Annotated in this window: 2 protein-coding genes; both read left to right on the top strand. The window is 47.3% G+C overall.

The genetic code is table 11. From position 1 onward, the window contains the following. On the top strand, positions 1 to 196 hold a 196-nt coding region (locus Q0605_RS05335), incomplete at its 5' end, for a hypothetical protein (RefSeq protein WP_298704900.1). A gap of 33 nt (positions 197 to 229) precedes the next feature. After that, positions 230 to 1048 (top strand): hypothetical protein (locus Q0605_RS05330; protein WP_298704898.1); only part of this gene is annotated, 819 nt, incomplete at its 3' end.

The raw sequence follows: 1048 nt of genomic DNA, 5'->3' as shown, positions 1-1048 counted from the left end.
TTCATCGGATTTTTGCTGCTGCTTAGCCTTATGCTTTGAAAGGCGAATTTCAAACGGCAGCCTCGCGGAATTTTGCAACTTCAAGGAATTTCAAATTTCGCAATTTCGCAGAATTCCGCAGCGAGCGAATTTGGGTTTTAAATTGAGGGCGCAAATTCTAAATCCAAATCTCGCGCGGCGCAAATTTGCGCTATAATCTAGCGAAAATCAAAGATTTAAAGGATGCGACTTGAAAATTTTAATCTCGTTTTTGTGCTTATTAAGCTTCATGTTCGCCGAGGCAGCGCTCGCTTTGGCAGAAGGTGCAAACAGCGCTCAAAAAGATCAAAGCCTAGAAATTTTAACCGCAAATTTAAGCACGGCGCTTCAGGAGATTGACGAAGCCGGGCATCGCCCCGATGGTACGCCTTGCGAGAGCATCGTTAGGTTAAGGGCTGCGTTTATGGAGTTTTTGCAAAGCGCGGGCGAGAGCGCTCCGCAAATTTTAAAATCCTTGAGGTTCGCCCCGAATATGGCGATCTCGCAGGACGGCAAGTTTCGGGCATATTCGGTAGATATCAGCACCGGCGGCACGATGGGCGCGAGCTACGTAGCGTATCAATACGCAAGCGGCGGGCAAAATTTCATTATGGATTTTGCAGACAAAGGTGCGCAGCAGATGCAAGAATGCGTTCTTGGCGGCAGGCGGGATTGCGCCTGCGGCGATTGGGCAGTCGGTACCGCATGGGGCGGCGATCGAGTGATAAAAGTTTTTAAAGTTAAAGAAAATCTATATCTTATTTACGGAGGATCAAAGGGCTCTACTAAGCTCACAAACGACGAATTTTGGGCGGTAGAAGCAAGCGAAGCGGGTATAAACCTAGCGAATATATTCCACTACGTCCGTTCATGCGGCGGAGATTGCGACTGCTCTAAAAGGAGCTCTTTGGTGCCGCCGCCGCACGACTCCGCTCGATTCGGCATAGAATATGATTTTTTCTCATATTTAAACGGCAGTGACGAGATAAAGAATAAATACGCTAAAAGGATGTTTTTGACCTTTGAAAAC

The organism is uncultured Campylobacter sp. (assembly GCF_938017705.1).
Classification (GTDB): domain Bacteria; phylum Campylobacterota; class Campylobacteria; order Campylobacterales; family Campylobacteraceae; genus Campylobacter_B.
The sequence above is the reverse complement of the archived record's forward strand: the minus strand, read 5'-3'. Positions and strand labels throughout refer to the sequence as shown.